Below are 26492 nucleotides of genomic sequence, written 5' to 3'. Positions count from 1 at the left end.
GGCACTATAGTCCCTCCTTGACATCGGGCGGTCCTAAACGTAAGTTTCAAACAACTGTTTGACCGAAAGCCGACAAGAGCTGGTCGGTATCAGCGGTCCCCTACCGAACTCATCACAGAGGTTCATCGCAATGCCTGATTACAAAGCCCCCTTGCGTGATATTCGTTTCGTCCGCGACGAGCTGCTCGGCTACGAGGCGCACTATCAGAGCCTGCCGGGTTGCCAGGACGCCACACCGGACATGGTCGACGCGATCCTGGAAGAAGGCGCGAAGTTCTGTGAGCAGGTGCTGTCGCCGCTGAACCGTGTCGGTGACCAGGAAGGCTGCACCTGGAGCGAGTCGGGCGTGAAGACCCCGACCGGTTTCAAGGCTGCCTATGAGCAGTTCGTGGAAGGTGGCTGGCCGAGCCTGGCGCACGACGTCGAGCACGGCGGCCAGGGCCTGCCAGAGTCGCTGGGCCTGGCCCTGAGCGAAATGGTCGGTGGTTCGAACTGGTCGTGGGGCATGTACCCAGGCCTGTCCCACGGCGCGATGAACACCATCTCCGCCCACGGCACCGCCGAGCAACAGCACACCTACCTGACCAAGCTGGTATCCGGCGAGTGGACCGGCACCATGTGCCTGACCGAGCCACACTGCGGTACCGACCTGGGCATGCTGCGCACCAAGGCCGAACCACAGGCCGACGGCAGCTACAAAGTCTCCGGCACCAAGATCTTCATCTCGGCCGGCGAGCACGACATGGCCGACAACATCGTCCACATCGTGCTGGCGCGTCTGCCGGATGCTCCAGCGGGCACCAAAGGTATCTCGCTGTTCATCGTGCCGAAGTTCCTGCCCAACGCCGAAGGCGGCGTGGGTGAGCGCAATGGCGTGAGCTGTGGCTCGATCGAGCACAAAATGGGTATTCACGGCAACGCCACCTGCGTGATGAACTTCGACGCTGCCACCGGCTACCTGATCGGCCCGGCCAACAAAGGCCTGAACTGCATGTTCACCTTCATGAACACCGCACGTCTGGGTACTGCGCTGCAGGGCCTGGCCCACGCCGAAGTGGCATTCCAGGGCGGCCTGAAATACGCCCGCGAGCGCCTGCAGATGCGCTCCCTGACCGGCCCGAAAGCACCGGACAAAGCCGCTGACCCGATCATCGTCCACCCGGATGTGCGTCGCATGCTGCTGACCATGAAGGCCTTCGCTGAAGGTAACCGTGCGATGGTGTACTTCACCGCCAAGCAGGTGGACATCGTCAAGTACAGCCAGGACGAGGAAGAGCGCAAGAAGGCCGACGCCCTGCTGGCGTTCCTGACCCCGATTGCCAAGGCATTCATGACCGAGGTCGGCTTCGAAGCTGCCAACCATGGCGTGCAGATCTACGGCGGTCACGGCTTCATCGCCGAGTGGGGCATGGAGCAGAACGTGCGCGACAGCCGCATCTCCATGCTGTACGAAGGCACCACCGGCATCCAGGCCCTCGACCTGCTGGGCCGCAAGGTGCTGATGACCCAGGGCGAAGCGCTCAAGGGTTTCACCAAGATCGTGCACAAATTCTGCCAGGCGCAGGAAGGCAATGACGCGGTCAAGGAGTTCGTCGAGCCATTGGCTGAGCTGAACAAGGAGTGGGGCGAGCTGACCATGAAAGTGGGCATGGCCGCGATGAAGGACCGCGAGGAAGTCGGTGCCGCGTCGGTGGATTACCTGATGTATTCCGGTTATGCGTGCCTGGCCTACTTCTGGGCTGACATCGCCCGCCTGGCGGCTGAAAAGCTGGCAGCCGGCACCAGCGAAGAAGGCTTCTACACCGCCAAGCTGCAGACCGCGCGCTTCTACTTCCAGCGCATCCTGCCGCGCACCCGTGCTCACGTGGCCACCATGCTGTCGGGCGCCAACAACCTGATGGACATGAAAGAAGAAGACTTCTCGCTGGGTTACTAAGCCCGGGTGAGGTACTGAAGAAAACGCCGCTCCTAGTGAGCGGCTTTTTTTTGGGCTTTAATTTCTATCTGCGCCTGTTTTAGTTCGTCTCTTTGCTTCGATTTTTAAATAAGCATAGCTGGCGCAGCGCAACTTTTGTGCGCGTGCGGCTTGCATGTTTTCCTAGTTTCAGTTTGGTCTTTTTCCGCACTTCTCCAACTATTGCTCAGCCTTTCAGTATGAAGTAGCAAATACGTTGCCAGGTTCTATCTAAACGGATGGCTCCTGTGGGCTGGGCTTTCGTGGCGCCTGTGAACACTTCGTGATGAAATTATGGGGAATGCCACCCACTATTGGGGGCGAATCTACACCGGAACTGAGTATGTTGGGTGATCAGTATTTATTGGTATGAGCGCCTAAATAAACCGGTATAAAAAATCACTGAATGTTTCGTACCGAAATACTTTGTTACAGCTATGGTGGCATTAAGCGCACTTAGTTGCGTGAACGATCAGCCTGAAAAAACCTGAGCCGTCGGGAAGTCCATCATGGTCGACTATCTGATTAACTTGCGAATCCCCCGTATGGCCTGTGCGATAGCGATGACGCTCGCCGCCGGCCTTCCTTTGATCAGCGCTCGGGCTGCAGACCCGGCCGGGACCGCTCCAGTGGTGCCGGATGTGCCCAGCCTGCAGTCACTGCGTGGCATGACGCCGCCAGACCCCTCGGGCACCGAAGGTGGCCGCAAGGTCGACCTGATGTCCGACTATGTGATCAACCGCGGGGCGGTGGTGCTGTTGGGCAAGGCCCTGTTCTGGGACATGGCGATCGGCAGCGATGGCGCCACCGCCTGCGCTTCCTGCCACTACCACGCGGGTGTCGATCACCGGGTCACCAATCAGATCAACCCCGGCCAGGCCAACACCAATGCCAACGTCGCGTCGATCTTCAACAAGCCGTTCACGGCCGCTGATATTCCCGGCGACATGCCGAGCTACGCCATGCGCTCCGGTGGCAAGGGCGGCCCGAACTACACGTTGAAAAAAGGCGACTTCCCGACCCACGTGCTGGCCAATCCTCTGGATCGCAACTCGGCGATCGTCTACTCGAGTGATGACGTCATCGGCTCGCAAGGTGTGTTCGATGCCAACTTCGTCAAACCCCGTCAATCGCGCTTCGACAAGTGCACCCAGCAAGGGGACGGCGTTTTCCAGGTGGGCGGCATCAACGTACGCCGCGCCACCGGGCGCAACGCGCCGTCGGTGATCAATGCGGCATTCAATGTGCGCAACTTCTGGGATGGGCGGGCCAACAACGTGTTCAACGGCTTCTCGCCGTTCGGTAACCGCGACCCTGACGCAGGGATCTTCGTGACCAAGGATGCCAGTGGCGTGGCGGTCAAGGTGCGGCTGGCCCTCAAGGATGCCTCGGCCGCCTCGCAAGCTGTCGGGCCTCCCGGCAGCGCGGTGGAAATGTCCTGTGGCGGGCGCACCTTCGCCGACATTGGCCGGCGCATGCTCGACACCATGATGCTCAAAGGGCAGAAGATCTCGCCGACCGACTCGGTACTCGGGCCGGTTTCCAGTGCCCGTCGGCCGACCTATCGCGAACTGATCAAGAACGCCTTCCAGCCCCGCCTGTGGAATGCCACGCAGCAGGTTCTGCTGGGCAGTGAGCCCTACACCCAGATGGAAGCGAACTTCCCGTTGTTCTTCGGGCTGGCGATCCAGATGTATGAGTCCACGCTGATCTCCGACCAGGCGCCACTGGATGCCTACCTGCAGGGCGACCATACCGCCATGAACGCTCAGCAGGTACAAGGCATGGAGCTGTTCCTGGGCAAGGGCAAGTGTGTCGCCTGCCATGGGGGTGCCGAGTTGACCAACGCGGGCAGCCGGCTGCTGTTCCAGCCTCATGAGCGCATCGAGCGCATGGTCATGGCCGACGGCCTGACCACGCTCTACGACAACGGGTTCTACAACACCGGTGTGCGCCCGACTTCCGAAGACCTGGCGCTGGGCGGCTCGGATGCCTGGGGCAATCCTCTGTCCTTCACCCGTCAGTACAACACTCAGCTGCAGGGCGGGAATATTCCTGACCCACTGGAAGTCGATGTGTGCACCTTCGAGGCGCCGCTGAGCGCAGCGGTCCCCTGCGACCCGACCCTCAAGCCCAATGTCGGTTTCCGCGACTCGGTCGATGGCGCCTTCAAGACCCCGACCCTGCGCAACATCGCCTTGACCGGGCCGTACTTCCACAACGGCAGCCGGGCAACGCTGCAGCAGGTGATGGAGTTCTACAACCGCGGCGGTGACCGGCGTGGCGAGGACGCCAGCAACACCAGCGGCTTCGAGCACCCGGCAGTCAATCAACACAATGGCTCCAACCTTGATCCGGACATGACCGCGCTGAACCTGACCCCCGATGAAGTGGAGGCACTGGTCAAGTTCATGGAGGTGGGCTTGACCGACCCGCGCGTCGCCTGGGAGCGGGCACCGTTCGATCACCCTTCACTGGTGCTGCCACAGGGTGAGAAGGGCGATGAAAACGCGGTTACGCAAAAACCGGGCAGTACCTCGCGGCAAGCACTGGATGCGGAATTCCAGCTCAATGCGGTGGGTGCATCAGGTCGCTCGACTGCGCAGGGGCCACTGCAGCCATTCAACAACGACCTGTAACACGGTCCCCTGTAGGAGCGGCCTTGTGTCGCGAAGGCTGCGCAGCAGCCCCGGCATTATCAGCCTGAATGCTGAAATCCGGGGGCTGCTTTGCAGCCCTTTCGCGACACAAGGCCGCTCCTGCAGGGATCGCGGTGGCTTTTTGATACAAGAAAAGCTCAAGCCCGCCACGCCCGCTGCCGTTAACCCACCGGTGTACTCATCTATTCACGTGTGCTGCCGATGAAGTAGAGGCACAATGCTATTATTGATCTGCCGGGTCGGAGATTGCCCTTGTTTCGTCTAAACGCTGTTCGCGCGAGCCATTTCCTGCCTTCGCTGTTTTTGCTGCTGGCTGGGCTTGCGGCGGCCTATGTAAGAGACCTCAGTGTCTTCTTCACATCCCTGTTCAACGTCCTTCCCACCCTGGTCTTGCTGCTGGGCGGTGCCTACTGCGCCGTGTATCGACGCCAGCGTGAGCTGTTCCTGATGGTCACGGTTTACATCGCTTATTTCCTGCTCGACACCCAGACCGATTACTACCGTGACAACGGCCGCGTGCGCGAGGACGCGGCGGTGATCTTCCACCTGGTGTGCCTGTTGCTACCTGCCTTGTACGGCCTGTTTGGCGCCTGGCAGGAACGTACTCACCTGGCCCAGGACCTGCTGGCCCGCTTCGCCGTGCTGTTCGCCGTCGGCAGCGTGGCTGTGGCCCTGGAACAGAGCTTCCCGCAGGCGCTGCTAGCCTGGCTGGCGGAGATCCGCTGGCCGTCGCTGCATGGCCAGTGGATGAGTCTGATCCAGATGGTGTACCCAGTGTTCTTCGTGGTGTTCGTGCTGCTGGTCGTGCAATACCTGCGCAAGCCCCGGCCCTTGCATGCGGCGCAGCTGATCGGCCTGGTCGGTATCTTCTGGATGCTGCCCAAGACGTTCATCCTGCCTTTTACCCTGAACATCATGTGCAGCCAGGTAATGCTGATGATTGCCGCCGCGGTATCGCACGAGGCCTACCAGATGGCCTTCCGTGACGAACTGACCGGTTTACCTGGGCGCCGTGCGTTGAACGAGCGCATGCAACGCCTGGGTCGCAATTACGTGATCGCGATGACCGACGTCGACCATTTCAAGAAATTCAACGACACCCACGGCCATGATGTCGGTGACCAGGTGCTGCGGCTGGTCGCCAGCCGGTTGTCCAAGGTCACTGGCGGTGGCCGCGCCTATCGTTACGGTGGCGAGGAGTTCGCCCTGGTGTTTGCCGGCAAGACCGCCGAAGAGTGCGTACCGCACGTGGAAGCGGTACGCGAGATGATCGCCAACTACACCATGCACCTGCGTGATCAAAACAGCCGCCCGCAGGACGATTCCGCCGGGCGTCAGCGTCGCAGCGGCAGCGCCGGCGGTACGGTCTCGGTAACCATCAGCATCGGCGTCGCCGAGCGGTTGGTCGATCATCGCAACCCGGAAGAAGTGCTCAAGTCCGCCGACCAGGCGCTGTACAGCGCCAAGGGTGCAGGGCGCAACTGTGTAATGGTTTATGGTCAACAATCCCAGCGCGGGGCAGTGCGGATGGCGTGACCAAAACAGACTATATGGTCGCGTGATGACCCTATGTCTCGCAAAAGTTGTTCGGTTACACTGGATTCAACCCCGGGTTGCTTTTTTCACGAGCCGCCCCGACCCGACCAGCGAGAGGTTGTCATGGCTGACTATAAAGCGCCCCTGCGCGACATGCGCTTCGTACTGAATGAAGTCTTCAATGTGGCCGAGTTGTGGGCGCAATTGCCCGAACTGGCCGAGGCGGTCGACGCGGACACTGCCATGGCTGTGCTGGAAGAAGCCGGCAAGGTCACCAGCAAGACCATTGCCCCCCTCAGCCGCGCCGCCGACGAAGAAGGCTGCCACTGGGACAACGGCGCCGTGCGTACGCCTGCCGGCTTCATCGAGGCCTACAGCACCTACGCCGAAGGCGGTTGGGTGGGCGTGGGCGGTGACCCGCAATTCGGTGGCATGGGCATGCCCAAGGCGATCTCGGCGCAGGTCGAGGAAATGGTCAACGCCTCGAGCCTGGCCTTCGGCCTGTACCCGATGCTGACCGCTGGTGCTTGCCTGTCGATCAACGCCCACGCCAGTGAGGCGTTGAAGGAAAAGTACCTGCCGAACATGTACGCCGGCGTCTGGGCCGGCTCCATGTGCCTGACCGAACCGCATGCCGGCACCGACCTGGGCATCATTCGCACCAAGGCCGAGCCCCAGGCCGATGGCAGCTACAAGGTCAGCGGTACCAAGATCTTCATTACCGGCGGCGAGCATGACCTGACCGAGAACATCATTCACCTGGTGCTGGCCAAACTGCCGGACGCACCGGCAGGGCCCAAAGGCATCTCGCTGTTCCTGGTGCCGAAGTTCCTGGTCAACCAAGACGGTAGCCTCGGCGCACGCAACCCGGCCACCTGCGGCTCGATCGAGCACAAAATGGGCATCCAGGCTTCGGCGACCTGCGTGATGAACTTCGACGAGGCCGTCGGCTACATCATCGGCGAGCCGAACAAGGGCCTGGCGGCCATGTTCACCATGATGAACTACGAACGCCTGGGCGTAGGTATCCAGGGCCTGGCGTCGGCCGAGCGTTCCTACCAGAACGCTGTGGAGTACGCCCGTGATCGCCTGCAGAGCCGCGCCCCGACCGGGCCGCAGGCCAAGGACAAGGCCGCCGACCCGATCATTGTCCACCCGGATGTGCGGCGCATGCTGCTAACCATGAAGGCGCTGATCGAGGGCGGTCGTGCCTTCTCCACCTATGTGGCGATGCAGCTCGACAGCGCCAAGTACAGCGAAGACCCGGTCACGCGCAAACGCAGCGAAGAGCTGGTGGCGCTGCTGACTCCGGTGGCCAAGGCCTTCCTCACCGACCTTGGCCTGGAGTGCACGGTGCATGGCCAGCAGGTATTCGGTGGCCACGGCTACATTCGCGAGTGGGGCCAGGAGCAACTGGTGCGCGATGTGCGTATCACCCAGATCTACGAAGGCACCAACGGTATCCAGGCGCTGGACCTCATGGGGCGCAAGGTGGTGGCCAGCGGTGGTGCGTACTACAAGCTCTTCTCTGACGAGATTCGCCAGTTCATCGCCAGCGCTGATGGCCAGCTGGGCGAATTTACCAAGCCACTGGGCGCCTACCTGGATCAGCTCGACGGGCTGACCGAGTGGGTACTGGAGCAGGCCAAGGGCAATCCGAACGAGATCGGTGCCGCGTCGGTCGAGTACCTGCAGGCCTTCGGCTATGTAGCCTATGCCTACATGTGGGCACTGATGGCGCGGGCGGCCAAGGCCGGTGAAGGCGACGAGGCGTTCTATGCGGCCAAACTGGGCACGGCGCGGTTCTACTTCGCGCGCTTGCTGCCACGGGTGAATTCGTTGGTGGCTTCGGTGAAGGCGGGCAGTGAGTCGCTGTACCTGCTGGATGCCGAACAGTTTTGAAGTGTTTGCGAAAGATTACTTGTTGTAAGCCTTTTCCTACATGACGTGGTGACTTTTCGCCACTGGCGCCAGATTGGATCCACAGTTAATCTTTCTACATGGACGTTGCGCAGGAAGCGCAAAGGACAGAACAGGGACAACGAAGGATTTCCTGCCAGGATGGCGGGGCGATAGGGATGTCACAGGGAAACAGTCTAGAGAACCCCGCTTCGGCGGGGTTTTCTTTGTCTGCGTTTTTTAGCCGAGCACATCCAGCGGCGCAGCACCCAATTGCCGGGCGTCAGCCTCTTCCTCCAGCAACGTGCGCAGCAGTTCCACCGACGCCTGCTGGCGCTGGGCATCACGGAACACCAGGCCGACCTTGAGCGGCACGCGCGGCTCACTCAACGGTTTCCACAGCAAACCCTGGTCATGCTCGGCGGCATCCTTGGCCCGCCCAGGCAGGATGGTCGCCAATGCGGTGTGCGCCAGGCTGTCGAGAATCCCCGCCATATTGTTCATCTCGGCTTGCACCTGCGGCCTGCGGCCTTGTGCCGCCAGTTGCTCCTTCCAGATCTGGCGGATCTGGAACTCCTCGCCGAGCATCAGCATCGGCAATTCAGCAGCCTGTTTGATGGAGACTTTCTTGAAGTCCTTCAGAGGGTGAGTATCCGGGATGACAACCTGCAGCTCGTCTTCGTACAGAAGCGAACCGTGCAGGCCTGGCTGGCGCGGTGGCAGGTAGCTGATGCCGATGTCCAGGTTGCCATTGAGCAGCCGCCGTTCGATCTCCAGCCCCGACAGTTCATAGATCTGCACCACGAGATGCGGCTGGGCCTTGCGCACGCGTTCCAGTAGCTGTGGCACCAGGCTTGGCCGCACGGTCTGCAGCACCCCGATGGCCAGGGTTCGCAAGGACTGGCCCTTGAAGTTGCGCATGGCCTCATGGGCACGTTGCAGGCCATCCAGCAGCGGCAGGGCATGGTTGTACAGGGTGTGTGCAGCCAGGGTCGGCAGCAGGCGCTTGTTGCTGCGTTCGAACAGGCTCAGGTCGAGGCTGTGCTCAAGCTGGCGAATCTGTTGTGACAGAGCCGGTTGCGACAGCGACAGGCGTTCGGCGGCGCGGCCAACGTGGCCTTCTTCATACACCGCGACGAAATAACGCAGTTGGCGAAAATCCATAAGTAACACTTATCGAAAAAGCTGGGAAAACGAAATGGCCGCGAACGCCGCCGAAGCCTAGTCTATCGCCGTATTCCAACGGGTTACAGCGAACAATCAGCTCATTGTTACCGCGTTTGAAAAACACTTTTGATAGGCAAGGCAAAATTATCCAGCGCCGGCGCCAAGACCGGACCCCTGGCCGCCCTTTACCGTGATTGGTTGGAGCCCCGATGAACCTGTTCAACCTGCGCCGTTCGGCCTCTGCCGCGGTTGCCGAGCCCAAGCGTGCGCCGGTGATCGTGGCGGATGCGCCGCAGTTGTCGCGCGAGCACCTTATGCCGAGCACCGAACGTGCAGTGCAAGTGTTCGTACGGGGTCAGGGCTCCTGGTTGTGGGATAACGAAGGGCATGCCTACCTGGACTTCACCCAGGGCGGCGCGGTCAACAGCCTTGGTCACAGCCCGACGGCACTGGTCAAGGCGCTGAGCAATCAGGCCCAGGCGCTGATCAACCCGGGTGCGGGCTACCACAGCCGTGGCCTGCTAGCGCTGGTCCACCGCCTGTGCCAGAGCACGGGTAGCGACCAGGCCTACTTGCTCAACAGCGGTGCCGAGGCCTGTGAAGGGGCGATCAAGCTCGCGCGCAAGTGGGGCCAGCTGCACCGCAACGGCGCCTACCACATCATCACTGCCAGCCAGGCCTGCCATGGCCGCAGCCTTGGCGCGCTGTCGGCCTCCGATCCACTGCCGTGCAACCGTTGCGAGCCGGGCCTGCCGGGGTTCAGCAAGGTGCCGTTCAATGACCTGGCGGCGCTGCATGCCGAGGTCGATTCGCGCACCGTGGCGATCATGCTCGAGCCGATTCAGGGTGAGGCGGGGGTGATCCCGGCGACACGTGAGTACCTGCAAGGCGTGGAAAAGCTCTGCCGGGAACTGGGCATCCTGCTGATTCTCGATGAAGTGCAGACGGGTATTGGCCGCTGTGGGGCATTGCTGGCGGAAGAGACCTACGGTGTACGTGCCGACATCATCACGCTGGGCAAGGGCCTGGGTGGCGGTGTGCCCCTGGCGGCTTTGCTCGCTCGCGGGACAGCCTGCTGCGCCGAGCCGGGCGAGTTGGAGGGCAGCCATCACGGCAATGCCCTGATGAGCGCCGCGGGTCTGGCCGTGCTGGAAACCCTGTTGGAGCCCGGCTTCTTCGGGCAAGTGCAGGACAGTGGTCGTCATCTGCGTGATGGCCTGAGCCGTCTGGCCGGCCGCTATGGCCAGGGCGAAGTGCGTGGCCAGGGGCTGTTGTGGGCGTTGCAGTTGCAGGAAAACCTGGCCAAGGAACTGGTCGAGGCTGCCTTGCACGAAGGTTTGCTGCTGAACGCGCCGCAGGCTGATGTCGTGCGCTTCTCGCCGGCGCTGACCGTGAGCAAGGGCAACATCGACGAAATGCTCCTTCGCCTGGCCCGGGCCTTTGCCCGCTTGCATACGCAACAACAGGCCCGCCGCGAAATGCCGGCCTGATCAAGAATTCTACGAACCGTCTGGCGTTTCTGCGCATCGCCCCGTGCCTGTTTCATTTGGCCCGGGGCGTTTTTTTTTGCCTGTGGAACCTCCAGCAAGCGCAACGGGTCTTCCTTGTAACCCCTTCAGGAGAGACCCGCATGGACTTCATTCGCATCATCATCGCCATCATCCTGCCGCCACTTGGCGTGTTTCTGCAGGTGGGGTTTGGCGGGGCGTTCTGGCTGAATATTCTTTTGACCCTGCTGGGTTACATTCCCGGGATCGTGCATGCGGTCTACATTATCGCCAAACGCTGAGGATGCCGGGGCCGCACAGCGGCCCCAGGCTGTCAGCCCTCCAACACCCTACAATAGAACTTCCACTCTTCCTCCAGCGCGTGCGCCAGGTTCTCGGCCTTGCGGAACCCGTGCCGTTCCTCTGCATAGAAATGCCCTTCGGCCACGATGCCATTGGCTTGCAACGCGGCCAGCATCGAGCGCGTCTGCCCCGGCACCACCACTGCATCCAGTTCACCCTGGAAGAAGATCACCGGCACCTTGATTTGCGAGGCATGCAGCAGCGGCGTGCGCTGTCGATAACGTTCGGCATCCTTCTGCGGGTCACCTATCAGCCAGTCCAGGTAATCACCTTCGAACTTGTGCGTGGCCTGGCCAAGGGCAATCGGATCACTGACCCCGTAAAGGCTGGCACCCGCACGGAACACTTCGTGGAAAGCCAGGGCACACAGCGTGGTGTAGCCACCGGCACTGCCGCCGCGAATGAAGGCTTTGCCGGGGTCGATCAGCCCTTGCCCAGCCAGATACTCGACGGCGGCACAGGCATCCTGCACATCGCTTTCGCCCCAACGCAGGTGCAGCGCCTGGCGATATGCCCGGCCATAGCCGGTGCTGCCTCGGTAGTTCAGGTCGGCCACGGCGAAACCGCGTCGGGTCCAGTACTGGATGCGCGGGTCGAGCACCGGATAGCAGGCCGAAGTCGGGCCGCCGTGAATAAATACCAGCAAAGGTGCAGGGCCCCTGGTGGCGGTTGCTGGATAGAAAAAGCCATGGGCAAACGCGTCGCCGCTCTTGTAATGGATCGACTGCGGCAGGCTGATGTGCGCTGCAGGTAGCACTTCTGCGCCACCGGCCAGCACGCTGACCTCATGGTTGGCGCGGGCAATGGCAATAACTGCTGGCGGGCTGATCGGTGAGGCCGCGACGGCATAGAGGTATTCGGTATCCATGGCCAGGCTGCGGAAGCGCGTATAGGCGCTGGCGAATCGCTCCACCCGTCCATCGTCGGAGCGCAGGCCCAGTTGCCCGAAGCCACCTTCAAACCAGCTGGCCAGGTAGCTCTGCGGCCCCATGGGCAGCCAGGTGTTGGTGCCCAGTTGCCAGGGTGCAGCGGCGTGGTCTGCTGGCTCTGCTGGGAGGGCTTGCCAGCGGCCGTCGATTTCGCCCCACGGTTGCCAGAAGCCATTGCGATCGGACAGGCAATACAACCGGCCTTGAGCATCGAAGCGGGGCTGTTGCAGTGATTCGTCATCAGCCGCCATGCAGCGTACCGCTCCCCAGTTGCCGCTGAGACTGCGTTCTCGGCACATCAGCCGGGTAACAGTCCAAGGCTGCGCCGGACGGTCCCATTCGATCCAGGCCAGGCGTTGGCCATCGGCGCTGATCGTTGGCGAGGAATAGAAGTCGGCGCCCTCGGCGAGCACCTCGCGTGTGGAACCGTCCAGTGCCACCAGGCGATGTTCGACACTTTCGCTATGGCGCTCTTCGACTGCCAGCACCTTGCCGTCGTGCCACTGCACATCCCCATAGCGGCAATCGGGCTGGTCGGTCAGGGCGCGTGGTGCACTGCCTTCGAGTCGCTGGGTATAGACCTGCTGATCCTTTTCATTGACGAACAGCAACCCATCACCGCCCAGGCAGAAGCTACCACCACCGTATTCGTAGACCCGGCTGCGCGCGCTGAAACCATCGGGCGTGAGGCAGCTCGCCTGCTGGTCACGCCACTGCCAGATGCGGCAGGCACCATCGGCCGGGCGGAATTCGTTCCAGTACAGCCCCTCGGCACTGACCTTGAGTTCGGCAAAGTCGGTGCCGGCGGCAACGGCCTGGGCGGCGCTGAATTCAGCCGCGGACGATGACACGGGAGTTACGCTCATTGCGGAAGGTCATCTCTTCGATGGCGAGTTGGGCGGTCTCCGCTTCCTCGCGGGCCTTGAGGATGATGCCGTGGTCGGCCGACTTGGCGCACACCGGGTCAGCCTTGCTGGCATCACCGGTCAGCATGAAGGCTTGGCAACGGCAGCCGCCGAAGTCCTTTTCCTTTTCGTCGCACGAACGGCACGGCTCGGGCATCCAGTCGTAACCGCGGAAGCGGTTGAAGCCGAACGAGTCATACCAGATGTGTTGCAGGTCATGGTCACGCACGTTAGGGAACTGCACCGGCAATTGCCGGGCGCCGTGGCAAGGCAGGGCAGTGCCGTCGGGGGTGATGGTCAGGAACAGGCTGCCCCAGCCGTTCATGCAGGCCTTGGGGCGTTCCTCGTAGTAGTCCGGGGTGACGAAGATCAGCTTGCACGGGCTGCCTGCGGCCTTGAGCTTTTCCCGGTACTCGTTGGTGATGCGTTCGGCACGTTCGAGCTGCGCGCGGGTCGGCAGCAGGCCCAGGCGGTTGAGGTGCGCCCAGCCGTAGAACTGGCAGGTGGCAAGCTCGACGAAGTCGGCTTCAAGTGCAATGCACAGCTCGATGATGCGGTCGATCTTGTCGATGTTGTGCCGGTGGGTGACGAAGTTGAGCACCATCGGATAGCCGTGGGCCTTCACCGCCCGGGCCATCTCCAGCTTCTGCGCAAAGGCCTTCTTCGAGCCGGCCAGCAGGTTGTTGACCTGCTCGTCACTGGCCTGGAAGCTGATCTGGATATGGTCCAGCCCGGCCTGCTTGAAGGCGGCGATGCGCGCTTCGGTCAGGCCGATGCCGGAGGTGATCAGGTTGGTGTAGTAGCCCAGCCGACGGGCCTCGCCGATCAGCTCGGCGAGGTCCTGGCGCACCAGCGGTTCGCCACCGGAGAAGCCTATCTGCGCAGCGCCCATCTCGCGGGCCTCGGCCATTACCTTGAACCACTGCTCGGTGCTCAGCTCCTGGCCCTGGGCGGCGAAGTCCAGTGGGTTGGAGCAGTACGGGCACTGCAGCGGGCAGCGGTAGGTCAGCTCGGCCAGCAGCCAAAGCGGCAGGCCGACCGGCACCTCAGGCGAGGGTGATCCAGTGTTCGGCACGGGCCACCTCCATGAATTGCTCGATGTCGTCGGCGACTTCGGGCACACCAGGGAATTGTTGTTCGAGGTCGGCAATGATCGCCGCCACGTCACGCTTGCCGTCGATCAGCCCGCCGATCAGGCCGGCGCTGTCGTTGAGCTTGATCATGCCCTCGGGGTACAGCAGCACATGGCCTTTCTGTGCCGGTTCGTACTGGAAGCGGTAGCCGGGGCGCCAGTTCGGCACTTGCTTGCGGTCGAAACTCATAGGGCAATCCCCTTGTGCCAGACCCGTTGCTGGGTGACGGTGTGATAGGGCGGGCGGTTCAGCTCGTAGGCCATGCTCATGGCGTCGAGCATGCTCCAGAGGATATCCAGCTTGAACTGCAGGATCTCCAGCATACGCTCCTGGCCCGCGCGGGTGGTGTAGTGCTGCAAGGTGATCGCCAGGCCGTGTTCCACGTCGCGCCGGGCCTGGCCCAGGCGGGTGCGGAAGTACTCGTAGCCGGCGGGATCGATCCACGGGTAGTGCTGCGGCCAGCTGTCCAGGCGCGACTGGTGGATCTGCGGAGCGAACAGCTCGGTCAGCGAGCTGCTGGCCGCCTCCTGCCAGCTGGCACGGCGGGCGAAGTTGACATAGGCATCGACGGCGAAGCGCACGCCGGGCAGCACCAGCTCCTGGGAGCGCAACTGGTCGGGGTCGAGGCCGACTGCCTGGCCCAGGCGCAGCCAGGCTTCGATACCGCCGTCCTCGCCGGGCGCGCCGTCATGGTCGAGCAGACGCTGGATCCACTCGCGGCGGATTTCGCGGTCCGGGCAGTTGGCCAGGATCGCGGCATCCTTCATCGGGATGTTGACCTGGTAGTAGAAGCGGTTGGCCACCCAGCCCTGGATCTGCTCGCGGGTGGCGCGGCCTTCGTACATCGCCACATGGTACGGATGGTGGATGTGATAGTATGCGCCCTTGGCGCGCAGGGCCTGCTCGAATTCGGCAGGTGACATTGGCAGTGCGTCGCTCACGGGGCCTCCTTACAGCTCGATGCTCATGCCATCGAAGGCGACTTCGACGCCGCGGCGCTGGACTTCGGCGCGCTCGGATGAATCTTCGTCGAGGATCGGGTTGGTGTTGTTGATGTGGATAAGCACCTTGCGCTGGCGCGGGAAGCCGTCGAGCACTTCGAGCATGCCACCGGGGCCGTTCTGCGCCAGGTGGCCCATTTCGCGGCCAGTGCGGGTACCGACACCGCGGCGCTGCATTTCATCATCCTCCCACAGCGTGCCGTCGACCAGCAGGCAGTCGGCGCCGTGCATCATCTGCAGCAGTTGGGCATCGACTTGGCCAAGGCCAGGGGCGTAGAACAGCTTGCCTCCAGTGCGCGTGTCCTCGACCAGCAGGCCGAGGTTGTCGCCCGGGTGCGGGTCGAAGCGGTGCGGCGAGTAGGGCGGCGCGGCGCTGCGCAGCGGGAAGGGGGTGAATTTGAGGTTGGGACAGGCATCGATGACGAAACTGCCTTCAAGCTCGATGCGGTTCCACTGCAGGCCACCGTTCCAGTGGCTGAGCATGTTGAACAACGGAAAGCCGGTGGTCAGGTCCTGGTGGACCATGTCGGTGCACCAGACCTGGTGCGGGCAGCCTTCGCGCAGGCTGAGCAGGCCGGTGGTGTGGTCGATCTGGCTGTCGAGCAGGACGATGGCGTTGATGCCGGTGTCGCGCAGGGCACGCGCCGGCTGCATCGGTGCGAAGGCCTGGAGCTGGGCGCGGATGTCGGGCGAAGCATTGCACAGGATCCAGTGCTCTCCGTCGTCGGACAGGGCGATGGACGACTGGGTGCGCGCCGTGGCACGCAGGCTGCCGTCGCGATAGCCCTTGCAGTTGACGCAGTTGCAGTTCCACTGCGGGAAACCACCGCCGGCGGCGGAACCGAGAATCTGGATGTACATGGCCACTCCTTCTGCGAAAAGCCGTATCGGAAAAACGACGACGCCCCGGCGGGCCGAGGCGTCGAACCGCAAAGCAGGGCTTAGCGGTTGGCGAAGTACATGGTCACTTCGAAGCCGATACGCAGGTCAGTGTATGCAGGTTTGGTCCACATGGGCGTTCTCCTTCCGGATGGGGTTGGGGTGCTTCAGCTACTCATTGGGTGCCAGCTGGAGCTGGAGGTTCCATTGGCTGAGATAGCGTTATCTTACAAGAAAATTTTGTACTGAAAGGTTAATTCTTTGATAAGCGCCCTTGCAGTAAACGTAACAATCCCCGCGAGATCAGTGCCAGGACACATCGGGCGCGGCGCTGTTGGCCAGGCAAAGCCAGGCGCAATCGGAGCCGAGCAGGTCGCAAAGCAGGTCGTCCAGATCCGCTTGTTGCGTCATCAGAATAGACCGCTGCAGCGCAAGCAGGTCGCCGGGTTGTGTGGCCAGGTGTGTCTGCCATGCCCATTCGGCGACCTCGGCGTTGGCCATGGCAGGCTCGTCGAACTGCTCGGCCAGTGCCTGGCGAGCACGGCTATCGAGGGTGACACCCTGGCCCAGAAGCTCGCGCAGGTGATCGAGGATTTCGCCCTGGCTGGCATGTGGCGACTGCACACCGAACAGCAGGCCACCGATGCCTTCGATCTGACGGAAGGTACTGAAAACGGCATAGCCAAGTTGCAACTCGACCCGCAGTCGTTGATACACCGGGCCTTGCAGCAGCTGGGCCAGCAGGCGACCACTGGCTTGCTGCCCGGCGGGTAGTGGGCAGAACAGCAGCAGGGCATGTTCACTGCCCGGCACCTTGGCATGGTGCCAGCGATGGGCGGTCCAGAGGGCGGCAGGCTTGGGCACCGCGCCTTGTCCTGGGCAGCTCTGCAGCACTGAGCTCAATGCCTGCACGGCGCTGGTGTCGAAGCCCACGGCCAGGCCCTGCCAGTGGCTGTGCTGCCAGGCGTCGTCGAGCAGCGCCTGATCGAGTGTGCAGGAAGGCGTTTGGGCGGGGCGAGTGCCGAGCACGGCGTCAGGTAGCTGATTGATTAGCGCCCTGATCGGTATCAGAGCGATCGCCTCAGTTGGCGATGGCTGCCAGTTGGAGGGCGCCTGCATCAGCGCCAGGGCCTGGCCTGTGGCGCGTACCACGGCTGCCGGATGGCCAGCGCAGTGTAGCTGCCAGTATTCGCCTGACGCGTTGAACTGCAGTTGCACGCAGGCCTGCTCGCAACGTACTTGCATGGGGTGCAGGGTGCGTTCAAGTACACCCTGCAGACGCTGGCGCAAGGTCGATGGCACGTGCCACCGTAGGTAAAGTGCTGCGTATTGCCTTTCGGGTGGAAGCAGGTCGCTGATGCCCATCGCACGCGGCAGTTCTGCAGTTCGAGCAGTGGGCAGTTCATCGAACAACAAGGACTCCGGCGTAGGTAGGTGCCATTGCCGGTATGCGTGACGTGGCAGTTGTCCAAGCAGTGCTTCAAGCGCGCCCAGCGCTTGAGTATCCAGCGCTGCAAACGGCTGCCCGGCACTGTCGTGGCGGGTCAGTTCCAGTGCGCTGGCGCTGCGTTCGCGACGTTGTTGCAAGTGGCCAAACGCGCTGTTGAGTTGGGCAGGGTCTGTCTGGCGGATGAAGTCGAACCAGCCGTGCAGCAGCTTCAGCGCTTCATCGGGATCGGCATTGGGCGTGAGCTTCAGGTCGATGTGCCAGAGCAGTTGCCCGGCGAAGGCATACAGCTTCTCGATCTTGCACCCTTTGAGCCAGCCGCGTCGCTCCAATGCATCCAGCCAACTGCCGGGGCGGTTGTCACCGAGGTTGACCATCAGCAGCTCCAGCGCCTGCTCTGCACCTGCGGGCAGGCCCTCGTGGGCGAACAGTAGCGGTTTGCTGGCGGCCAGGGCGGGTGGCAAGGCTTGTTGCACGGGAGCGCCCGTTTCGAAGACCCCGGCGTATTGCCTGCCGAGTTGTTCCAGTTCATCCAGTGACTGCGGGCCACCGAGACTCAGGGTGATCTGGCCGCCCTGGTAGAAGCGCTGGTGAAAGCCCGTGAGCGCTTGCTGGAAGGCAATATTGCGCAAAACGAGGGAATAGCGGTTGCCTGCATGAAAGCCGACCAGCGGATGATCGCCGACCACCGATTGCAACAAGGCAAATTGCTGCTGTGCCAGCGGGTTGCGTGACCAGGCAATGAACTCGGCGTGGATGACTTCCCGCTCGCGGCTTTGCCGTTCGATGCTCAGGTCCGGTTCGGCAAGCATTTGGCACAGGCGCTCCAGACCACCGGCCAATGCGGCGGGCGGCACTTCAAAGAAGAAGTCGGTGGTGCGCTCGCGGGTGGAGGCATTGACCTGGCCACCCAAGGCCTGGACGTAGCGCATCAGGCCATCTTCCAGAGGGAAGCGTGCGGTGCCGAGGAAGAACAGGTGTTCCAGGAAGTGGGCCAAGCCCGGCCATGCGGCTGGGGCATCATGGCTTCCCCCATGCACCCTCAAGGCGGCCGCCGAGCGTTTCAGGCGCGGTGCATGGCGCAGGGTCAGCTGCAAGCCGTTGGCGAGGGTGAGGTGGCGGGTGGTGTCAGGCATGGGAACTCCGGGGCAGGTGTTCATGCTAACCCATTTACAAGGCAGGTCTGGCCCATTCGCGGCGGTGCGGCGTCCCGACACGCCCGCTCCCGAAGCAATAGCGTTGACCACACGATCACGCGGTCTCTGTGCGGGCGTGCCCGCGAATGGGCCGCGAGGCGGCCCCTGTCAGCCCTGACGCAGGTGCAATTCCTGACGCAGATCGGTCAGATAAGGAAACGCCTCACGCCCCCGCACCACCCGCTCATGCTCCAGCTCAGCCAGCAACTGGCACTCATCGCGCCCGGCCATTGCCAGCAGGCTGCCATCGGGCCCGATGATGCTGCTTTGCCCGCAATACTGGATCTCGTCCTCGGCCCCGCAGTAATTGGCATACACCAGGTAGCACTGGTTCTCTTGCGCCCGCGAGCGCACGGTCACCTGGCAGACGAAGTCGTACGGCGTCATGTTCGCCGTCGGCACCAGGATGAGTTCGGCACCTGCCAACGCCAGGCGCCGGGCGTTCTCCGGGAACTCGATGTCGTAGCAGATCAGCATGCCGACCTTCCAGCCCTCCAGCTCGACCACCGGGAAATGGTCGGCGCCGGGGCTGAACATCGCCCGGTCCAGCTCGCCGAACAAGTGAGTCTTGCGGTAATTGCACAGGCTCCGGCCATGGGCATCGATCAACTGCACGCTGTTGTAGATCGCCCCGTCATCGGCGCGCTCCGGATAGCCGTAGACGATGGCGATACGGTGCGCTTGGGCGATCTCCACCACTTCCATGGCCGAGGGACCATCGTCGGCTTCGGCCAGCCGTTCGACCTGCGCCAGGCCAATGTTGTAGCCGCTCAGGAACATCTCCGGGCACACCAGCAATTGCGCGCCACGCTCGGCCGCCAACTGCGCCTGGTGGCGCAGCCGTTGCAGGTTACCGGGCACGTCCAGCGGGTTGGGTGCGCCCTGGAACAGAGCGATGCGCATGCTGCCTCCTTGGTTTCAGTCAGCCAGGGCAATGGGCCCGATCTCGTCGAACACATCGCCCGGGCCTGGGTTGTCCGGGTGGGTGTGGCCACCAAAGTGGTTCATGATACCCCACACCGCATTCAGCGACGTCTGCACCGCACCTTCGACCCAGGCCGGGGTCCACGACACATCGTCACCGGCAATGAACATGCCGCGCTGCTCGGCAGGCATGTCCTGCTGCATGAAGTGCGCGTACATGCGCTGGTTGTACCGGTAATGGCCCGGCAGCGCGCCCTTGAACGCGCCGAGGAAGTGCGGGTCGGCTTCCCAGGAAATGGTGATCGGGTCGCCGATGATGTGCCCGGCGATGTCGGTCTTGGGGTAGATCTTCTTCAGCGCGTCCAGAGCCAGCTGCACGCGCTTTTCCACGGGATGAGGCAGCATCTTCAGGGCGTCGCTCATCCAGGCGTACGACAGGCAGATCACCCCCGGTTTGTCGTCACCGTTGTCGAACAGGTAGGTCCCGCGGGTGAGGCGATCGGTGAGGGTCATGCTCATCAGGTCGCGGCCGGTTTGCGGGTCCTTGTCCTTCCAGAAAGGCCGGTCGACCATTACGAAGGTCTTCGATGACTGCATGTAGCGGGTACGGTCCAGGGCCATCCACATCTTCTGCGAGAACAGCGACTCTTCACAGTCGATCTGGGTGGTCAGCAGCCAGCTCTGGCAAGTGGCGAGTACCGCACCATAGTGGCGGGTATCGCCCCAGTTGTCGGTGACCGCCAGGCGCCCGTCGGCCGCGCGGGCGATGCGCTTGACCCCGGTGCGTGGTGCGCCGCCATGCAGCGAGCTGAGGCTGGTGCCTGCCGGCCAGTGGGCGCAACGCTCCGGCACATGGCGCCAGATACCCTGTGGCACCTGTTCCACGCCACCAACGATGAGGTGCTGATGGTCGTCGCAGTTGGTCATTACCACGCGGAAGATTTCCAGCATCGAGTTGGGGAAGTCCGAATCCCAGCCCCCGGTGCCGAAACCGACCTGGCCGAACACTTCGCGGTGCTGGAAGCTCAGCTGGGCGAACGAGCGCGAGGTGGCGACGAAGTCGTAGAAGGTGCGGTCGTCCCACAGCGGTACCAGTTTGTTCCACAACTCTTTCAGCCGAGGTACGTCGCGCTCACGGATCGCTTGCTGGATATCGGCGAACCTGGCGCCGCTTTCCAGCGCATCCGCCCAGGCGTCGGCCACTTCGTGGAACAGTTTCGGCAGGTCACTGGCCTTCTCGGCGTAGTAGGTCTGGCCTTCAAGGTCGATCACCGTGCTGCCCGATGCGGACGTCAGCGGGTTGGGGAAGGGCTTGGTTTCCAGGCCCAGCTTGTCGACGTAGTGGTAGAAGGCGGTGGAGGACACCGGAAAGCGCATGCCGCCGAGTTCGGCGATGATGCCGTCGGTGCCGTTGAAGGCCTGCGAACGCAGCCGCCCGCCGAGCTTCGACGCTTCGTACACCACGGGCTTGAGGCCCAACTTCATCAATTCGTAGGCCGCAACCAGGCCGGCGATACCGGCGCCGACGATGGCGACTTCCTCACCATGGCGCTCGGCTGGAATGCTGCCCAGGCCGGCCGGATGTTCCAGCCAGTCGTCGAAGGCGAAGGGGAAGTCCGGGCCGAAGATGGTGATGGGCTGTTTGCCGTCGGCGGGGTGGCGGTTTTTCTTGTTCATGAAGTGACCTTGCCAGAACGGCTGCGCGAGGGGCGGAGCCTGAGTATAGGAGATGGCTGGGGGTCATTTTATGAAGCGGGGTGTTCGTAATTAAGATGCAGAATGATGGCGGAATGTAGTTTTTATCGTAGATATGATGAAGGCTGCATCAATTTTGTCGATTAGCTTAGAGCGGCAAGGTGCTCCACCGTTTCCGGGAATTTTTGTACCAAGCGGATCAAGGCAATGGCTTGGGCATTCGGCTTGGAGCGACCTTGCTCCCAGTTCTCAAGCGTTCGGGCATTGGTTCGCAGATAGTTCGCGAAGAGCGCTCTGGACATGTTCAGTTGCTGGCGCAGCTCAAGCAGCTCGTTGGGAGCCAGTGGTGCGAGTTCCTGGTAAGTAACCTTGTGCGAGCGAAGGGTCATTTTTCCTGCACGCTCCTCGGCCAGGGCGTCGAAGCCTTCGCTGAGCTCAGTGAAGAGGTTGCGGGGCATGGTGTGTCCTCATCAGGCATTCGCGTTCGAGCATCGTTTTCAGCGTTTTTCGCTGTTGATCTGTCAGATCATCCTGCATGTCTTTCCCGTAAAGAGTGAACAACCAGAACTGCATGCCCGATAGCCAGTAGTAGTAAATGACGCGGATGCCGCCCCGTTTTCCCTTGTGCCGATGCGGATCAGAAAATCGGATTTTCTAAGCCCTCCGGTTCCTCTGATGACTTCGCCTGCATCTGGGCAGCTCAACAAGATCTGCTGTAGGCAGCGGAACTGTTCTTCGCTGAGAAACTCGGCACGGTGGCGTTCAAAAGGTGGCAACTCAACAAAAATCGCGTCCATTTCGTATACGTAATCTGCGTATAGTTTGGATGGGTAGGAGGAGCCCATCAATGGGCTTTCTTTCCAGCCTATACGCGTCGGCGCGCTGAGGGAGCGTCATTGAATTGCAGCTTGTAACGTCTGTAGGAAGTGTCGGCATCACCTTGTAAGACTTCGGTAGTCTGATGGATCAGACAGGCTGCCCGCGATCAACCTTGCTGCTGAGGATGATCGACGTGGTGGTCTTCTCCACTCCCTCGACACTGCCAATCTGGTCCAGCAGCTGGTCGAGTTGCTCTGGCGAATCGCTGCGCAACCAGGCCACGTAATCGAACTCGCCACTCACCGCGCACAGCTGCTGCACCTGTCCCATGGCACCCAGGCGACGCACTACTTCCTTGCCGGAGCGTGGCTGCACCTTGATACCGACATAGGCCTGCAGCCCGCCGCCAATCAGGCGCTGGCCAAGGCGTACGCCATAGCCGGTGATGACCTTGTTCTTTTCCAGCCGTTCCAGGCGCGAGTTGACCGTGGTGCGGGCGATGCCGAGCTGGCGGGCGAGGGTGGCGACGCTTTCGCGGGCGTTGATCTGCAGCAGGGCGATCAGCTGGCGGTCGATTTCGTCGAGGGTGATGGGGCGGGAGTCCGACATGGTGAGTCTCTACGGAGGGTTCATTAGCCTAGCCAGCCGTAGACAAGCAGGGCAAGCCCCAAAACTGTCATCCTTCGCGCACAAAAAAGCCGCGCATAGGCGCGGCTTTCGTCATAGCTGGTGGGCCCACACGGACTCGAACCGTGGACCAAAGGATTATGAGTGATCATTTGAGGGGTTTCGGGGCGTTTCATGGGTAGCCACCAATATTCATAAAATTCAGCAATATCAGTTGGTTGCCTGGTTCGTTTGTTTTTCTACGTTTCACTAGATACCCTGAGTTCTCACTCGAAACGGGGAACGAACGGGGAAAATCATGGCGAAGCGCACGCGGCTGACTGACCTGGAAGCACACGCGGTCAAGACCCGAAAATCTGAGCCGGTTGGGTCCCGTGGCAAGGGCACGCTGCTGCTCGAGCGAAAGGCGTCTGGGGTCGTGATGGCCTACTACCGCGAGCGCACCCCCACCACTGACCAGCGTCTTCCCCTGGGCGCCCTGGCTAAGCGCCCTAGGCCGGGGGCAGATGAGTTTTCCCTGAGCGACTTACGGCACCGCGCCATGAGCTTGTCGATTGAGGTCGAGGCCGCTGGCGGTATTGCTGCCTACCTGGCCCAGTCCGAGCGACAGAAAGCCGCCCAGGTCGAAGCGGAGCAGCGTGCGCAGCGGGCAGCCGAGGTTGCTGCTCGACGCGGCTCCTTTGCCGATCTGATGGACAGTTACACCGCCAGCATGGTCGAGGCTGGCCGCGTGAGCGCAAAGGAGATTGGCCGAATGTTCCAGCTCCACGTGAAGACCTATCACCCCGACCTGGTGGCCAGGCCAGCGGCGGAGATTCAGCCAGAAGATATACAGTTGATCCTTGCCGGTGTGCTGGGGCGTAAGCCAAAGGGGCGTGGTATCGGCAACAAGGCGCCTGGTAGCTCCTTCAACGGAATGCGGACCACCTGCGACAAGCTTCGGCGATACCTGCGAGCTGCATTCAGCCACGCGGCCAAGGCCCACCTGGCACCGGAGCGGCTGGCGCAGGACGGCAAGGTGTTTGCGATCAGCAGCAACCCAGTGCGCGACATTCCCGTCACCCAAGGCACTGGCGGTGGCCACACTGAGTCTCTGAGGCCCGATGAGCTTGGCGAGCTTCTGCGCTACCTGGACACATTGCCGCTTCGATATGCGGCCATCGCCAAGGCACTCATCTATTTTGGTGGCCAGCGGCTCACCCAGTTCTGCGCTGTGCCCTGGGATGCCGTCACCGAAAGCACGATCAGCCTAGTCGATGCCAAGGGGCGCAAGGCCCAGGCATGGGACCACCTGCTGCCAATCACTGATCGAATCAGGGAAGTCATTCAGCCGCTTCTAGATGACCGGATCGCCCCTGGTCCGTTCTCGCTAACGTCCGGCAGCACCGCCAGCCCTGACACCTTCAGCGGACTGTTCGTAGAGGCAGGCCGTGTATTGTCGGCATCGGGCAAGACCCAGCCATTCAGTTGGAAGAACGTGCGCGTCACGGCTGAAACACTGCTGGCGCACCAAGGCGTGTCCGCCGAGGTTCGGGCCTGGCTGCTCTCTCACGGGCGTAGCGGTGTGCAGGCCAAGCACTACGACCGATACAGCTACCTGCCTGAGAAACGCGCTGCCTTGGAGCAGTGGGGCCGCTACCTAGACAAGCTGGCAAGCGGTGAGGGGGAGGCTGACAACGTGGTGCTGCTTTCGCGCCGGAAAAAGAAATCGGCTGACTGAGCGCACAGAATCCCATGCTCTGGCGGGGGCCAGTGTTGCGCTGGCAGGGTGTTCCATGCGCGACAGTGCGACAACCAGCGTAATACGGGGGCTGTAGTGTTTTTTCATCCGTGACGCAGTAGTTTCCTGTCGCGGGAGGAAAATCGCTAGAAGCCGCGAATCTAATGGGGTGTCGCGCTGTCGCGGTTTCATAAAGAAGGCTTGCTTCGTAAGACCGTGTATAAACACAGCAACGACAAGGCTTATAGCTGTTATCGATTCCAAAACTATTGCAAAAACACAAGTTAATCCATTTTGGCGGAACAGACTTTTTGTTCAGTCGAACAGGATTTTTGGTTTTTACACTTAAAGTGGAAAAGTTCACGATCTGTGAAGTCGTGAGCACCATGCTATCAACCGATAGGGCTGACAGAAAAAGTGTGCCTGACGCGTCAGCTTTTGTTTAGCCGCTAAAACTGACGCGTCAGATCAATGCATGCTTGGTCGGTGCGATTGATGAGCAGGGGACTCAATAGGGCCTCAGTAGGGCCTCAATAGGGACCCTTGAGGCCCCGTACTACGGGCTCTTGAGCTTATCTGATGAACGGTCATGGCAGTCGGTCGTCATGATTCAGCGCTTCGCTATGACTACGCATGAGTACGCAGGAGCCCCCTAGAAACCCCTAGAGCCCCCATATTACATTTCGACCTCGATAGTTATGTACGTCTGTAGGCACGTACATAGCCAGAAGAGTTGCCGAATTTGCCTCTTTGGGTGTTGCGCCATCACAAATCTAGCCGTTACTATGCGGCCACGCCTGCGACATCCTGCTGCCTTATGAAAGTTGTGACGATGGAAGCAGAATGGCGATCGCTAGTTTGCAACCAAAGAAAAGCCCCCGGTAGTGGAATACCGAGGGCCTATTCGGGAAAGGACGGTGGAACGTCCTCTGTATACCAGCCAGGCCAGCACACAAACCCCGAGGGGAGAAGCTTTTGAGACGGCTTCAGAGGTTTACCGATAACGGTAAACTCGGGCGGACTGTAGTACCAACGGGAATAATGCGCAACACTGGGTATGCATACATTTGCCCTGTTCCCGATGATTTGCAGGTCTATCCCCTCGGTTTTTCCTCATAAGGAGAAATCGAACATGGCCCAAACCGCCATCAGCAACACCGATGCACCCAGCCTGCCAATCCCAGGCGCCCGCGCAACCGCTGCTCAGCTTTGCGCCAAGTACCAGGTAAGCCGTTCGACCTGGTGGCGCTGGTCCAAGACGCCCGGCTTCCCTGAGCCGATCCGTTTCGGTCGCTCCGTGCGTTGGGAGCCCGATTCCGTCGAAAGCTTCCTGCGCAGCCAGGAGGCGTAACCTCATGATGACCAATCACGCCTGCGCTGTTGCGGGCACGGGCACGGCTGGCCCGAAAAAAGCGCTTGTTTCATCCTTACTCGGGAGGTATCTTCGCCGTGTCGCTGCAAATTCAGCGACCGGGTTTGGCGACCCGACATGCATAGGCGCACAAGCGCCCATTTTTCGACAGCAGGCGCTTTTTTTGTGCCTGTCGTCCTGTGTTATGGCGGCTGTGCGCGGGAGACCTTCGGGTCTGCCGGGTTCCTATGCCCCGGTTCGCCAACCTGCGTACAGCTGCCACCCTAAATCGTTTGGCGACGATCAGTGGCAGCTCCAACTTTGCATAGGAGCTTCACCGATGACCGCCCTCATTCCGTCCAGATTCCGCGCCCTTGCCCACCGCAAGATGGCCCTCAGCGCCCTTCGCGCCAGCTCGTCCCTCTCCGTCCGCTTGAAGCGCTACAACCACCACATGGATCAGGCTCGCGCCCTTGAAGCCCAAGGGGGTGCCCAATGAGCCTTGGCAATTGGAATGGCCTGCTTCCCAAGCACGAAGCGATCAAGGAAATGTCGATCGATGATCTTCGGAAGACTGCCGACTCAACGAAAGAGTACGCCTGCACGCTAGCGCACGGGATATCTGGCATTGGTAATTTGCTTGCATGCACTGCTTCGAACGGTGAAAGCGGCCTGAGCGATCAGGCCGTGACTAGCGTCGGTTGGATGCTTGAAAGCATGGGTACGCTCATCAGCAACTTAGTCGATACACAAGCAGCTGCCGAGTACCACCTGCAAGCCAAACTCCCGAGGGCATGATC

General features: G+C 61.6%; 21 protein-coding genes and 1 pseudogene. 9 read left to right on the top strand and 13 right to left on the bottom strand.

Annotation, left to right across the window (positions count from 1 at the left end; translation table 11 throughout):
- The first annotated feature begins 130 nt into the window (after window positions 1-130).
- The 4 genes from ACLEJU_RS12600 to ACLEJU_RS12585 all read left to right on the top strand — a co-directional run bounded on the left by ACLEJU_RS12600 (window position 131) and on the right by ACLEJU_RS12585 (window position 8052).
- Window positions 131-1936, top strand: a complete 1806-nt coding sequence (locus tag ACLEJU_RS12600) for a phenylacyl-CoA dehydrogenase (RefSeq protein WP_435422646.1) — start codon at window positions 131-133, stop codon at window positions 1934-1936.
- A gap of 581 nt (window positions 1937-2517) precedes the next feature.
- On the top strand, window positions 2518-4593 hold the full coding sequence (locus ACLEJU_RS12595; protein ID WP_435422647.1) for a cytochrome-c peroxidase: 2076 nt from the start codon (window positions 2518-2520) through the stop codon (window positions 4591-4593).
- A gap of 273 nt (window positions 4594-4866) precedes the next feature.
- Window positions 4867-6150 carry a diguanylate cyclase gene (locus ACLEJU_RS12590; RefSeq protein WP_435422648.1) on the top strand — a complete coding sequence of 428 codons (1284 nt, stop codon included), beginning with the start codon at window positions 4867-4869 and terminating at the stop codon, window positions 6148-6150.
- A 123-nt stretch (window positions 6151-6273) separates the two neighbouring features.
- Window positions 6274-8052 carry an acyl-CoA dehydrogenase C-terminal domain-containing protein gene (locus tag ACLEJU_RS12585; protein ID WP_435422649.1) on the top strand — a complete coding sequence of 593 codons (1779 nt, stop codon included), beginning with the start codon at window positions 6274-6276 and terminating at the stop codon, window positions 8050-8052.
- Between the two features lie 237 nt (window positions 8053-8289).
- Here the strand turns inward: ACLEJU_RS12585 and ACLEJU_RS12580 are convergent, their stop codons facing one another.
- Window positions 8290-9213 (bottom strand): LysR family transcriptional regulator, encoded by a 924-nt coding sequence (locus ACLEJU_RS12580; RefSeq protein ID WP_435422650.1) that lies wholly within the window; start codon window positions 9211-9213, stop codon window positions 8290-8292.
- A gap of 212 nt (window positions 9214-9425) precedes the next feature.
- Between ACLEJU_RS12580 and ACLEJU_RS12575 the strand changes: the two genes are divergently transcribed.
- Window positions 9426-10706, top strand: a complete 1281-nt coding sequence (locus ACLEJU_RS12575; protein WP_435422651.1) for an aspartate aminotransferase family protein — start codon at window positions 9426-9428, stop codon at window positions 10704-10706.
- Window positions 10707-10846: 140 nt separating this feature from the next.
- On the top strand, window positions 10847-11005 hold the full coding sequence (locus ACLEJU_RS12570) for a YqaE/Pmp3 family membrane protein (protein ID WP_009681539.1): 159 nt from the start codon (window positions 10847-10849) through the stop codon (window positions 11003-11005).
- Window positions 11006-11037: 32 nt separating this feature from the next.
- On the opposite strand, the gene ACLEJU_RS12565 is transcribed toward ACLEJU_RS12570, so the two are convergent.
- From ACLEJU_RS12565 to ACLEJU_RS12510, 12 genes and pseudogenes are all read right to left on the bottom strand, one after another.
- Window positions 11038-12861 carry a S9 family peptidase gene (locus tag ACLEJU_RS12565; RefSeq protein ID WP_435422652.1) on the bottom strand — a complete coding sequence of 608 codons (1824 nt, stop codon included), beginning with the start codon at window positions 12859-12861 and terminating at the stop codon, window positions 11038-11040.
- Complete coding sequence (gene pqqE / locus ACLEJU_RS12560; RefSeq protein WP_435422653.1) at window positions 12827-13975, bottom strand: pyrroloquinoline quinone biosynthesis protein PqqE; 1149 nt, start codon at window positions 13973-13975, stop codon at window positions 12827-12829. Before pqqE ends, ACLEJU_RS12565 begins: the two co-directional genes overlap by 35 nt.
- Window positions 13947-14222: a pyrroloquinoline quinone biosynthesis peptide chaperone PqqD gene (gene pqqD, locus ACLEJU_RS12555; RefSeq protein WP_103448706.1), complete on the bottom strand. Its 276-nt coding sequence runs from the start codon at window positions 14220-14222 to the stop codon at window positions 13947-13949. Before pqqD ends, pqqE begins: the two co-directional genes overlap by 29 nt.
- A complete protein-coding gene (pqqC, locus tag ACLEJU_RS12550) occupies window positions 14219-14956 on the bottom strand; it encodes a pyrroloquinoline-quinone synthase PqqC (protein WP_181004558.1) in 738 nt (245 codons plus the stop codon). Before pqqC ends, pqqD begins: the two co-directional genes overlap by 4 nt.
- A 27-nt stretch (window positions 14957-14983) precedes the next feature.
- Entirely contained in the window at window positions 14984-15895 is a 912-nt protein-coding gene (pqqB, locus tag ACLEJU_RS12545) for a pyrroloquinoline quinone biosynthesis protein PqqB (protein ID WP_435422654.1), read from the bottom strand.
- A gap of 80 nt (window positions 15896-15975) precedes the next feature.
- Window positions 15976-16047, bottom strand: a complete 72-nt coding sequence (gene pqqA, locus ACLEJU_RS12540; protein ID WP_003243383.1) for a pyrroloquinoline quinone precursor peptide PqqA — start codon at window positions 16045-16047, stop codon at window positions 15976-15978.
- Window positions 16048-16216: 169 nt separating this feature from the next.
- Complete coding sequence (pqqF, locus tag ACLEJU_RS12535) at window positions 16217-18496, bottom strand: pyrroloquinoline quinone biosynthesis protein PqqF (RefSeq protein ID WP_435422655.1); 2280 nt, start codon at window positions 18494-18496, stop codon at window positions 16217-16219.
- Window positions 18497-18664: 168 nt separating this feature from the next.
- On the bottom strand, window positions 18665-19459 hold the full coding sequence (locus tag ACLEJU_RS12530) for a carbon-nitrogen hydrolase family protein (RefSeq protein ID WP_435422656.1): 795 nt from the start codon (window positions 19457-19459) through the stop codon (window positions 18665-18667).
- A 15-nt stretch (window positions 19460-19474) separates the two neighbouring features.
- Complete coding sequence (locus ACLEJU_RS12525) at window positions 19475-21157, bottom strand: flavin monoamine oxidase family protein (protein WP_435422657.1); 1683 nt, start codon at window positions 21155-21157, stop codon at window positions 19475-19477.
- A 161-nt stretch (window positions 21158-21318) separates the two neighbouring features.
- Entirely contained in the window at window positions 21319-21633 is a 315-nt protein-coding gene (locus ACLEJU_RS12520) for a helix-turn-helix domain-containing protein (protein WP_435422658.1), read from the bottom strand.
- Window positions 21611-21972, bottom strand: a pseudogene (locus tag ACLEJU_RS12515) (toxin). The gene ACLEJU_RS12520 and the pseudogene ACLEJU_RS12515 overlap by 23 nt, the downstream one beginning before the upstream one ends.
- Window positions 21973-22141: 169 nt before the next feature.
- On the bottom strand, window positions 22142-22603 hold the full coding sequence (locus ACLEJU_RS12510) for an Lrp/AsnC family transcriptional regulator (protein WP_435422659.1): 462 nt from the start codon (window positions 22601-22603) through the stop codon (window positions 22142-22144).
- Between the two features lie 316 nt (window positions 22604-22919).
- On the opposite strand from ACLEJU_RS12510, the gene ACLEJU_RS12505 reads away from it, so the two are divergent.
- The 3 genes from ACLEJU_RS12505 (at window position 22920) to ACLEJU_RS12495 (ending at window position 26490) form a co-directional block, all read left to right on the top strand.
- Window positions 22920-24341: a site-specific integrase gene (locus ACLEJU_RS12505; RefSeq protein WP_435422660.1), complete on the top strand. Its 1422-nt coding sequence runs from the start codon at window positions 22920-22922 to the stop codon at window positions 24339-24341.
- A gap of 1132 nt (window positions 24342-25473) precedes the next feature.
- Entirely contained in the window at window positions 25474-25692 is a 219-nt protein-coding gene (locus ACLEJU_RS12500; protein WP_435422661.1) for a helix-turn-helix transcriptional regulator, read from the top strand.
- Between the two features lie 495 nt (window positions 25693-26187).
- Window positions 26188-26490, top strand: coding sequence for a hypothetical protein (locus ACLEJU_RS12495; protein ID WP_435422662.1), 303 nt, complete (start codon window positions 26188-26190; stop codon window positions 26488-26490).
- Window positions 26491-26492 lie beyond the last annotated feature (2 nt).

It is taken from the genome of Pseudomonas sp. SMN11, assembly GCF_052041945.1.
Taxonomy (GTDB): domain Bacteria; phylum Pseudomonadota; class Gammaproteobacteria; order Pseudomonadales; family Pseudomonadaceae; genus Aquipseudomonas.
Note: the sequence above shows the minus strand (reverse complement) of the source record. Positions and strands in the feature narration are given on the sequence as shown.

Excerpts from the sequence above, each read along its gene's own strand:
- ACLEJU_RS12525 (WP_435422657.1), bottom strand. The coding sequence starts at position 21,157 with ATGAACAAGAAAAACCGCCACCCCGCCGACGGCAAACAGCCCATCACC.
- ACLEJU_RS12565 (WP_435422652.1), bottom strand. The coding sequence starts at position 12,861 with ATGAGCGTAACTCCCGTGTCATCGTCCGCGGCTGAATTCAGCGCCGCC.
- pqqC (WP_181004558.1), bottom strand. The coding sequence starts at position 14,956 with ATGTCACCTGCCGAATTCGAGCAGGCCCTGCGCGCCAAGGGCGCATAC.
- ACLEJU_RS12530 (WP_435422656.1), bottom strand. The coding sequence starts at position 19,459 with ATGCGCATCGCTCTGTTCCAGGGCGCACCCAACCCGCTGGACGTGCCC.
- ACLEJU_RS12580 (WP_435422650.1), bottom strand. The coding sequence starts at position 9,213 with ATGGATTTTCGCCAACTGCGTTATTTCGTCGCGGTGTATGAAGAAGGC.
- ACLEJU_RS12510 (WP_435422659.1), bottom strand. The coding sequence starts at position 22,603 with ATGTCGGACTCCCGCCCCATCACCCTCGACGAAATCGACCGCCAGCTG.
- pqqD (WP_103448706.1), bottom strand. The coding sequence starts at position 14,222 with ATGAGTTTCGACCGCAAGCAAGTGCCGAACTGGCGCCCCGGCTACCGC.
- ACLEJU_RS12495 (WP_435422662.1), top strand. The coding sequence starts at position 26,188 with ATGAGCCTTGGCAATTGGAATGGCCTGCTTCCCAAGCACGAAGCGATC.
- ACLEJU_RS12600 (WP_435422646.1), top strand. The coding sequence starts at position 131 with ATGCCTGATTACAAAGCCCCCTTGCGTGATATTCGTTTCGTCCGCGAC.
- ACLEJU_RS12520 (WP_435422658.1), bottom strand. The coding sequence starts at position 21,633 with ATGCCCCGCAACCTCTTCACTGAGCTCAGCGAAGGCTTCGACGCCCTG.
- ACLEJU_RS12595 (WP_435422647.1), top strand. The coding sequence starts at position 2,518 with ATGACGCTCGCCGCCGGCCTTCCTTTGATCAGCGCTCGGGCTGCAGAC.
- ACLEJU_RS12575 (WP_435422651.1), top strand. The coding sequence starts at position 9,426 with ATGAACCTGTTCAACCTGCGCCGTTCGGCCTCTGCCGCGGTTGCCGAG.
- ACLEJU_RS12585 (WP_435422649.1), top strand. The coding sequence starts at position 6,274 with ATGGCTGACTATAAAGCGCCCCTGCGCGACATGCGCTTCGTACTGAAT.
- ACLEJU_RS12500 (WP_435422661.1), top strand. The coding sequence starts at position 25,474 with ATGGCCCAAACCGCCATCAGCAACACCGATGCACCCAGCCTGCCAATC.
- ACLEJU_RS12505 (WP_435422660.1), top strand. The coding sequence starts at position 22,920 with ATGGCGAAGCGCACGCGGCTGACTGACCTGGAAGCACACGCGGTCAAG.
- pqqF (WP_435422655.1), bottom strand. The coding sequence starts at position 18,496 with ATGCCTGACACCACCCGCCACCTCACCCTCGCCAACGGCTTGCAGCTG.
- pqqB (WP_435422654.1), bottom strand. The coding sequence starts at position 15,895 with ATGTACATCCAGATTCTCGGTTCCGCCGCCGGCGGTGGTTTCCCGCAG.
- ACLEJU_RS12570 (WP_009681539.1), top strand. The coding sequence starts at position 10,847 with ATGGACTTCATTCGCATCATCATCGCCATCATCCTGCCGCCACTTGGC.